Source organism: Streptomyces fructofermentans, from assembly GCF_014651055.1.
Taxonomy (GTDB): domain Bacteria; phylum Actinomycetota; class Actinomycetes; order Streptomycetales; family Streptomycetaceae; genus Streptomyces; species Streptomyces fructofermentans.
The window spans coordinates 1-9,583 of record NZ_BMWD01000016.1 but is presented as its reverse complement, the minus strand read 5'-3'; the positions used below and the strand labels follow the sequence as shown (position 1 = coordinate 9,583).

Sequence of the window (9,583 nt, the reverse complement as noted above, 5' to 3'; positions counted from 1 at the left end):
CTCGTGTGACCCCCCTCTACGCGCGTCGCAAGCGCACCACTCTGGCCATCGCCACCGCTGTCGCGGCCGGAGCACTCCTCACCACCGGCCTCACCTCCGGTGCCGTCGCCCAGTCCCCGGCCGACTCCGGCGCAGCCACCCGCGCCGCGTCCCCGGTCCAGCTCTCCCCGGCGGCTCGCACGGCCCTGATCCAGCGGGCCGACGCCGCGAAGACGCGGACGGCCGACGAGATAGGCCTCGGCGCCCAGGAGGAACTGGTCGTCAGAGACGTCGTCAAGGACGCCGACGGAACGGTCCACACCCGCTACGAGCGCACGTACGCCGGACTCCCGGTCCTCGGCGGCGACCTGGTCGTCCACAGGAGCAAGTCCGGTGCGACGCAGGGCGTCACGAAGGCGACCAAGGCAGCCGTCGCGGTCGCCGACACCACCCCGGCCGTGGCGAGGGCCGCCGCCGAGAAGCAGGCGCTGAAGGCCGCGAAGGCCGAGGGCAGCACCAAGTCCGCCGCGGACAAGGCGCCCCGCAAGGTCGTCTGGGCGGCCGACGGCAGGCCCGCCCTCGCCTACGAGACGGTCGTCGGCGGCTTCCAGCACGACGGCACCCCGCAGGAGCTGCACGTCGTCACGGACGCGGAGACCGGCAAGAAGCTGTACGAGTGGGAGGCGATCCAGACCGGCACCGGCAACAGCCAGTACGCCGGCAAGGTCACCATCGGGACCTCGCTCTCGGGCTCGACCTACCAGCTCAACGACACCGGACGCGGCGCCCACAAGACGTACAACCTCAACAAGGGGACGTCGGGCACCGGCACCCTCTTCACCGACGCCGACGACACCTGGGGCACCGGCGCGGCCTCCAACACCCAGACCGCCGCCGTGGACGCGCACTACGGCGCCCAGGTCACCTGGGACTTCTACAAGAACGTCCTCGGTCGCACCGGCATCAAGAACAACGGCGTCGCCGCCTACTCCCGCGTCCACTACGGGAACGCCTATGTGAACGCCTTCTGGAGCGACAGCTGCTTCTGCATGACGTACGGCGACGGCTCGGGCAACACCAAGCCGCTCACCTCCATCGACGTCGCCGGCCACGAGATGACGCACGGCGTCACCTCCAACACGGCGGGCCTCGTCTACAGCGGTGAGTCGGGCGGCCTCAACGAGGCGACCTCCGACATCTTCGGCACGGCCGTGGAGTTCTACGCGGCCAACTCGACCGACGTCGGCGACTACCTCATCGGCGAGAAGATCAACATCAACGGCAACGGCACCCCGCTGCGCTACATGGACAAGCCGAGCAAGGACGGCGCGTCCAAGGACAGCTGGTCGTCCTCGCTCGGCGGCGTGGACGTCCACTACTCCTCGGGCCCGGCGAACCACTTCTTCTACCTGCTGAGCGAGGGCAGCGGCACCAAGACGATCAACGGGGTCACCTACAGCTCCTCGACGTCGAACGGCTCGACGATCACCGGCATCGGCCGGGACAAGGCCGTGCAGATCTGGTACAAGGCGCTCACCACGTACATGACGTCGTCGACGAAGTACGCGGGCGCGCGCACCGCGACGCTGAGCGCGGCGTCGGCGCTGTACGGCTCGACCAGCACGGAGTACAAGGCCGTGAACGCGGCCTGGGCCGCGGTCAACGTGAGCTGACGCAGGTCGTTCGAACAGGGCGGTACCCGGGAGTCGTCGCTCCCGGGTACCGCCCTACTCTTGGTGCCCATGCCCTTCACGTACGAGGACGTGGGCGCGACCCGCGACGGCCGGTGTCCGCCCGGGTTCCACCCGCTGCACGTCAGAACCCGCATAGGTGAGGGTCAGGACGTCTTCGCGGCGGCCGGCCGCGCCCTCATGAGCTGGGACCTGCACCGGGCCCTCGGTGTCACGATCACCACCGACGCCCCGGAGGCCACGCCGGGCGCGGACGTCACGGTCGGCCTGGGTCTGCTCAAGGCCCCGTGCCGTGTCGTCTGGACCGCGGACGAGGCCCGCCGCACCGGCTGGGCCTACGGGACCCTTCCCGGGCACCCGGAGTGCGGCGAGGAGGCCTTCGTCGTGGACCGGACGGGCGACGGGACGGTCTGGCTGACGGTCACGGCCTTCAGCCGCCCGGCGAAGTGGTACGCACGGGCGGGCGGGGCCGCGACACGCGGATTCCAGCACGCGTACGCACGGCGGTGCGGTGTCGTCCTGCGCCGGATGTGCGAGGGCCTGGAGGACTGACGGTCCCGCGCCACCCGGCCACCCGGTCCGGCACGGTGCCGGACCGGAACCCAACCTCGCGGCACCGCCCGACGGCCGACCGTCGCACCTCGGCCTCCCGGCCCCGGACGCCCCGGTCCGCCGCCCCTCGGCCCCGGACGCCCCGGACGCCCCGGACGCCCCGGACGCCCCGGCCCATGGGAGCCCGCACGCACCGGCGTCCCGGTGGGCCACGGCCGGTCTGCCCCGCCCGGCCCGGAGGCGGGTCGGGGCGGCACGTTCGCGGGCCCCGCGAACGTGCCGCCACCGGCCCGCGCCGTTCGATCGTGCCTGCGGCGGGCCCGCACGGACGCCACGACCGGGGGCGGGCTTCCCGGGTCACGGCGGTGCCGCGGCCAACCGGCCGCGACCCGCCCTGAGTCGTGGTCCGGTCCGGTGCGGGCCGTCGAGGTCAGCGCATCAGGACTCCCGCCGCCTCCACCGTCCCCTCCGAGGGCACGGCCACGAGACCCATCTCGGCGCCCGACGCCAGCAAACGGTGGGTCGGCAGGATGCGGACGGTGTATCCGAAGGGGCCCGGGCGGTCCAGGGCGAGCGGACCCTCGTACGTCCAGCGGCCCTCCAGGTCGGGGCCGCCCACCGGCTTCAGCGGCACGGCGGCGCCGTCGGCGATGCGGTCCTCCGCGTCGACGCGTCCCGAGACCGCCTGGACCTCCACGTCGTCGGGGGCCAACTCGCCCAGGCCCACCCGGACCCGCAGGGAGAGCGTCGTGCCGAGTTCGGCCGTCGGCGTGGCCGCGGTCGTCTCCACGTGGTCGACGGTGACGCGCGGCCAGGCGAAGCGGACCCGGGACTTCCAGTCCGCCAGCTCGTGGGCCGCCACGGGGGACATGGCCCGATGGGCGTGGGCCGCGGGCGTGTAGAGGCGCTCGACGTACTCGCGGACCATCCGCCCCGCGAGGACCTTCGGCCCCAGGTGGGTGAGGGTCCGGCGGACCATCTCGATCCAGCGGTCGGGCAGTCCGTCCCGGCCCCGCTCGTAGAAGCGGGGCGCCACCCGCTGCTCCAGCAGGTCGTACAGCGCCGACGCCTCCAGTTCGTCACGGCGGTCGTCGTCCACGGCGGTGCCGTCCGCCGTGGGGATCGCCCAGCCGAAGTCCGGCTGGAACCACTCGTCCCACCAGCCGTCCAGGACCGAGAGGTTGAGACAGCCGTTCAGGGCCGCCTTCATCCCCGAGGTGCCGCAGGCCTCCAGCGGGCGGAGCGGGTTGTTCAGCCAGATGTCGCAGCCGGGGTACAGCTTCTGCGCCATCGCCATTCCGTAGTCGGGCAGGAACACGATCCGGTGGCGCACCCGAGGATCGTCGGCGAACCGCACCAGTTCCTGCACCAGCCGCTTGCCGCCGTCGTCGGCGGGATGGGCCTTGCCCGCCACGACGATCTGGACGGGCCGCTCGGAGTGCAGGAGCAGGTCCATCAGCCGGTCGCGGTCCCGCAGCATCAGCGTCAGCCGCTTGTACGAGGGGACGCGGCGGGCGAAGCCGATCGTCAGCACGTCGGGGTCCAGCACCCCGTCGATCCAGCCGAGTTCGGCCGTGTTCGCACCGCGCTGGCGCCAGGACGCGTGCAGCCGCTCCCGCACCTCCACCACCAGCTGCTCGCGCAGGACCCGCCGCAGCTCCCAGACGTCCTGGTCGGGGATGTCCCCGACGGCGTCCCAGCGGTCGGAGCCGCCGACGGTCATCGCGTCCTCGGTGCGGCGCGCGCCGATCTGGCGGGCGCCCAGCCGGAACACCTCCGGGGCCACCCACGTGGGCGCGTGCACGCCGTTCGTCACCGACGTGATCGGCACCTCCTGCGGATCGAAGCCGGGCCACAGCCCCGAGAACATCTCCCGGCTCACCTGTCCGTGCAGCAGCGACACGCCGTTCGCCCGCTGCCCGAGCCGCAGTCCCATGACGGCCATGTTGAAGAGGTTCGGTTCGCCGCCGGGGTACGTCTCCATGCCGAGCCTGAGGATGTTCCCCACCTCGATGCGGGGCAGCTCCGCGTCCGGGCCGAAGTGGCGCGCCACCAGCTCCCGGTCGAAGCGGTCTATGCCGGCGGGCACGGGGGTGTGGGTGGTGAAGACCGTGCCGGCCCGGACCGTCTCCAGCGCGGCGTCGAAGTCCAGCCCCTGGTCGGACAGCTCCTGGATGCGCTCCAGGCCGAGGAAGCCCGCGTGCCCCTCGTTCGTGTGGAACACCTCGGGCTGCGCGTGTCCGGTGAGCCGGCAGTACGTACGCACGGCCCGTACGCCACCGATGCCGAGCAGCATCTCCTGGAGCAGCCGGTGCTCACTGCCGCCGCCGTACAGGCGGTCGGTGACGCCCCGCTCGCCGAGGTCGTTCTCCTCGACGTCCGAGTCGAGCATGAGCAGCGGGACCCGGCCGACCTGCGCCAGCCAGATCCGGGCGTGCAGCGAGGTGCCGCCCGGCAGGGCGAGGGACACCTGGGAGGGCGTGCCGTCGGGCTCGCGCAGCAGGGAGACCGGCAGTTCGTTGGGGTCCAGGACCGGATAGTGCTCCTGCTGCCAGCCGTCCCGCGACAGCGACTGGCGGAAGTAGCCGTGCCGGTAGAGCAGTCCGACGCCGATCAGCGGCACGCCGAGGTCGCTGGCGGCCTTGAGGTGGTCTCCGGCGAGGATGCCGAGGCCCCCGGAGTACTGGGGCAGCGCCGCCGTGATGCCGAACTCGGGCGAGAAGTAGGCGACCGCGGCGGGCAGGTCGGCGGACCGGCTCTGGTACCAGCGCTCACCGGTCACGTAGTCGTCGAGGTCGTCGGCGGCCGCGGACAGCCGCCCCAGGAAGTCCGGGTCCCCCGCCAGTTCGGCGAGCCGTCCGGGCGGCACGCTGCCGAGGAGCCGCACGGGGTCGCAGCCGGAGGCCGCCCAGCGCTCGGGGTCCACGAACCGGAACAGGTCACGGGTCTCGGCGTGCCAGGACCAGCGCAGGTTGCGCGCCAGGTCGCTGAGAGGGTGAAGGGCTTCGGGGAGTACGGGACGCACGGTGAATCGTCGGATGGCCTTCACGAGCTTCCACCTTCACGGAGGGCGTACCAGGGCCTTGAAGGGCACACGTCGGTGTGCGCCCTCCCGTCACCCACGACGGTAGCGGCGAGGGCACCCCCACAACTACGGCGCGTGGAGGGCCGCGCCGCCCGCGCCGATCAACTGCGCTCCGGTCCCGGCGGGTTCGGCCGGAACCCGCCCTGGACCGCGCGCCGCCGGCATCCGCCGATCGGCGTAATCGCCACATGTACCTCACGGGCGATATGGCCGATTCCACCCCGTGGTGCGACCTTGTGGCGCTTCACACCGCACGAGAGGCTGCCCTGTGGCGGCCCTGCCGCGGACGCACACGGCCTGCACGGGCCCCTCGCGTCCCGCCGGACCCTCGCGGGCGTGAGCACGCCCCGGCCGGAGCCGCCGCGTCGAGGAGGGGAACCCGGAGCATGGGAGCAGGGCGCGAACAGCGGTCGCACTGGGCGGAAGGCTTCCTGGCCATGGTGGCGGCGGCGGTCCTCTCGGCCGTCGCGCCGCCCGCGCACGCCGCGTCGGAGGCCGGGTCCGGAGGGACCGGTACCGCGGTCGGCAGCTACATCGTGACGCTCGACGGGAGAACGAGCGCCCCGTCACGGGAGGGCAGAGCCGTGGCCGCCGCCCACGGGGTGAGAATCAGCCAGACCTACGGCACCGCGCTCAACGGCTACGCGGTGCGGGCCGACCCGCGGCAGGCCGCGCGGCTGGCCGCGGACCCACGGGTGGCCTCGGTCTCCCCGGACACCGCTGTGGCCGTCGCCGGACGGCAGCCGGACCCTCCCTGGAACCTCGACCGGCTCGACAGCCCCGACCGGCCGACCTGGCCCCCGGACCGCGGCTACTCCTGGCCGGAGTCCGCCGGCCGTGGCGTGACGGCGTACGTCATCGACACCGGCGTGCGCGTCACGCACCGGGACTTCGGCGGACGCGCGCGCGACGGCTGGGACTTCGTCGACGACGACGCCGTCGCGCAGGACGGCCAGGGCCACGGCACGCATGTGGCGGGCATCCTGGCGGGCAGGACGTACGGCGTCGCGAAGCGGGCGGAAGTGGTCGCCGTCCGCGTGTTCGACGACGACGGCGCCGGTACGCTCTCGCGGGTCCTGGCGGGCATCGACTGGGTGACCAGGCACGCGCAGCGGCCCGCGGTCGCCAACCTCAGCCTCGGCGGTCCCGCCGACCCGCGCCTCGACGCGGCCGTCCGCAACTCCATCGCCTCCGGCGTCACCTACACGGTCGCCGCCGGCAACGCCGACCGTCCGGCACGCCTCTACTCGCCGGCCCGCGTGGAGGAGGCCATCACGGTCGGCGCGGTCGACCGGACGGACAGGCGCGCGGACTTCTCCAACCGGGGCGCGCGAATAGACCTCTTCGCGCCGGGTGTGAACATCACCTCCGCCTCGCACACCGGCGACACGGACAGCGCCACGCTGTCCGGTACGTCGATGGCGTCGCCCCATGCCGCCGGGGCCGCCGCGCTCCATCTCGCCGACCACCCCTCGGCGTCACCCGCCGAGGTCGGCGAATCCCTTGCCGAACGGGCCGCCGACGGGCGGATCTCCGATCCGGGGCCCGGTTCACCGAACAGACTCCTGCAGGTCCGCGGCCCTTGAGCAGGTGTGTGCCCACCGGCCGGTCTCGTCCCGCGAATACGGGGTAGACCCTTGGCGGATCACTGGCGGATTCTCGTCGGACGAGGCCGGTCTTGCGTGCAGACATACGCGCGAGTAGTTAACAAAGTGCCGGATTGCCCACCCGAACCGGGTGGGAAGGCTTCACCGGTACGCCCGCAGGACCCACCCTCCCCACACCCTCATCCGCCCACCCACGTTGACGCGGACAGGAGCGGTCATGCCCGCCACGCACCACCACTCGTCCCACCCCCCGACACCCGGTTCCACCGCGTCCCCCGATCCGGGGTCCGGGGCGGACCGGCCGGACCCCCGGGGGCCCGGAACACCCCGGACGGCGAACGCGGCGGAACCCGGGGGCCCGGCGGCACCCGGAAGTCCCGGGGGTCCCGCGGGCCCCGGACGACGTGAGAGCCCCGAGCGCCGAGCGAGTCCCGGAAAGCCCGGGAAAGAGGGAAAACCCGAGAAGCCGGGGAAGCCCGACGGGGCCCGGCGGGCGGGGAAGCCGGCCAAGGCCAGGAAACCCGAGGGGACCGGGAAGCCCCCGAAGGCCCGGAAGCCGGACAAGCCCGTGAAGCCCCGCCGGGAGGAGGCCGCGTCCGCCGCCGGCCCGGGGCCGCAGGCCCGGCCCGCCGCACCGGCCACCACCGCCCCGGCACCGGACCCAAAACCCGCGCCGGCCGCCGCGGTACCGGTCCCCTCGCCCGAGCCCGCCCCGGCGCCCGAGCCCGACGCGACCCCCGCAGGGGCGCCGACTCCCGCTGCCACTCCGGCTCCGGCTCTCGCCGGGGTGCCGAGTCCGGCCCCCGCCCAGGCACCGACTCCCGCGCCCGCACCGGCCCCGGATGACGGTCCCGTGATCGGACGCATCCCGGTCCTCGACGTGCGTCCCCTGGTCGCGGGCGGCCGCCGTCCCGCCAAGGCCGTCGTCGGCGAGGCCTTCGAGGTCTCCGCGACGGTCTTCCGCGAGGGCCACGACGCGGTGGCCGCGAACGTGGTGCTCCGCGACCCCGACGGCCGCCCCGGCCCCTGGTCGCCGATGCGCGAACTCGCGCCCGGCACGGACCGTTGGGGCGCCACCGTCCGCGTACCCCGGGAGGGGCGCTGGACCTGCACCGTGGAGGCCTGGAGCGACCCGGTCTCCACCTGGCGCCACCACGCGCTGATCAAGATCCCCGCGGGGATCGACACGGAACTGGTCCTGGAGGAGGGGGCGCTGCTGTACACGCGCGCCGCCGACGGGGTGCCGACGGCCAAGGGCCGCCGTGACGCGATCCTCGCCGCCGCGGCCACCCTGCGCGACGTCGGGCTCCCCGCGGCGGCCCGTCTCGCCGCCGCGCTGACCCCCGACGTCGACCACGTCCTCGCGCAGTACCCGCTGCGCGAACTGGTCACGTCCTCCGACCCGTTGCCGCTGCTGGTGGAGCGGGAGCGGGCGCTGTACGGGTCCTGGTACGAGTTCTTCCCGCGCTCGGAGGGCGCGGTCGTGGAGCCCGGCCGGCCGCCGGTGAGCGGCACGTTCAGGACCGCCGCGCGGCGGCTGCCCGCCATCGCGGAGATGGGCTTCGACGTCGTCTACCTGCCGCCGATCCATCCGATCGGCAGCACGTTCCGCAAGGGGCCCAACAACACCCTGGACGCGAGCCCCGAGGACGTCGGCGTGCCGTGGGCGATCGGCTCCCCGGAGGGCGGGCACGACGCCGTCCACCCCGACCTCGGCACGATCGAGGACTTCGCCGCCTTCGTACGGGCCGCCGGCAGGCTGAAGTTGGAGGTGGCGCTGGACTTCGCGCTGCAGTGCTCCCCCGACCATCCGTGGGTGGAGAAGCACCCGGAGTGGTTCCACCACCGGCCGGACGGCACGATCGCGTACGCGGAGAACCCGCCGAAGAAGTACCAGGACATCTACCCGATCGCCTTCGACCGGGACATGCCGGGACTGGTCCGCGAGACTGTGCGCGTCCTGCGGTTCTGGATGGGCCACGGGGTGCGGATCTTCCGCGTCGACAACCCGCACACCAAACCGGTGGTGTTCTGGGAGCAGGTCATCGCGGACATCAACCGCACCGACCCCGACGTGATCTTCCTCGCCGAGGCCTTCACCCGCCCCGCGATGATGCGCACGCTCGGCGCCTTCGGCTTCCAGCAGTCCTACACGTACTTCACCTGGCGCAACACCAAGGACGAGCTGACCGAGTACCTGACCGAGCTGTCGGGCGACGCCGCCTTCCATATGCGGCCGAACTTCTTCGTGAACACGCCGGACATCCTGCACGCGTTCCTCCAGCACGGCGGCCGCCCGGCCTTCGAACTGCGGGCGGTGCTGGCGGCGACCCTCTCCCCGACCTGGGGCGTCTACAGCGGATTCGAGCTGTGCGAGAACGTGCCCGTACGTGAGGGGAGCGAAGAATACCTGGACTCGGAGAAGTACCAACTGCGTCCGCGGGACTGGGAGTCCGCGGAGCGCGAGGGTCGTAGCATCGCCCCTCTGCTGGCCCGGCTGAACGCGATCAGGCGTCGCAGTCCGGCCCTGCGGCAGGTGCGGGACCTGCACTTCCACTCGGCGGACAAGGAGGCGGTCATCGCGTACTCCAAACGCAGCGGTTCGAACACGGTTCTGGTGGTTGTGAACCTGGACCCGCACCACACCCAGGAGGCCACGGTCTCGTTGG

At 73.1% G+C, this 9,583-nt stretch carries 5 protein-coding genes; 4 read left to right on the top strand and 1 reads right to left on the bottom strand.

Annotation, left to right across the window (positions count from 1 at the left end):
* The first annotated feature begins 5 nt into the window (after positions 1–5).
* Both IE265_RS21600 and IE265_RS21595 read left to right on the top strand, forming a co-directional pair.
* Positions 6–1,652, top strand: coding sequence for a M4 family metallopeptidase (locus IE265_RS21600; RefSeq protein WP_190037307.1), 1,647 nt, complete (start codon positions 6–8; stop codon positions 1,650–1,652).
* A 69-nt stretch (positions 1,653–1,721) separates the two neighbouring features.
* Positions 1,722–2,222: a DUF1990 domain-containing protein gene (locus tag IE265_RS21595; RefSeq protein ID WP_190037306.1), complete on the top strand. Its 501-nt coding sequence runs from the start codon at positions 1,722–1,724 to the stop codon at positions 2,220–2,222.
* A 430-nt stretch (positions 2,223–2,652) separates the two neighbouring features.
* Here IE265_RS21595 and IE265_RS21590 read toward each other — a convergent pair whose 3' ends face one another.
* A complete protein-coding gene (locus IE265_RS21590; RefSeq protein WP_190037305.1) occupies positions 2,653–5,271 on the bottom strand; it encodes a glycosyltransferase family 1 protein in 2,619 nt (872 codons plus the stop codon).
* Positions 5,272–5,693: 422 nt separating this feature from the next.
* Between IE265_RS21590 and IE265_RS21585 the strand changes: the two genes are divergently transcribed.
* Positions 5,694–6,893, top strand: coding sequence for a S8 family peptidase (locus IE265_RS21585; protein ID WP_190037304.1), 1,200 nt, complete (start codon positions 5,694–5,696; stop codon positions 6,891–6,893).
* Between the two features lie 808 nt (positions 6,894–7,701).
* On the top strand, positions 7,702–9,583 hold a 1,882-nt coding region (locus IE265_RS21580), incomplete at its 3' end, for an alpha-1,4-glucan--maltose-1-phosphate maltosyltransferase (protein ID WP_190037303.1).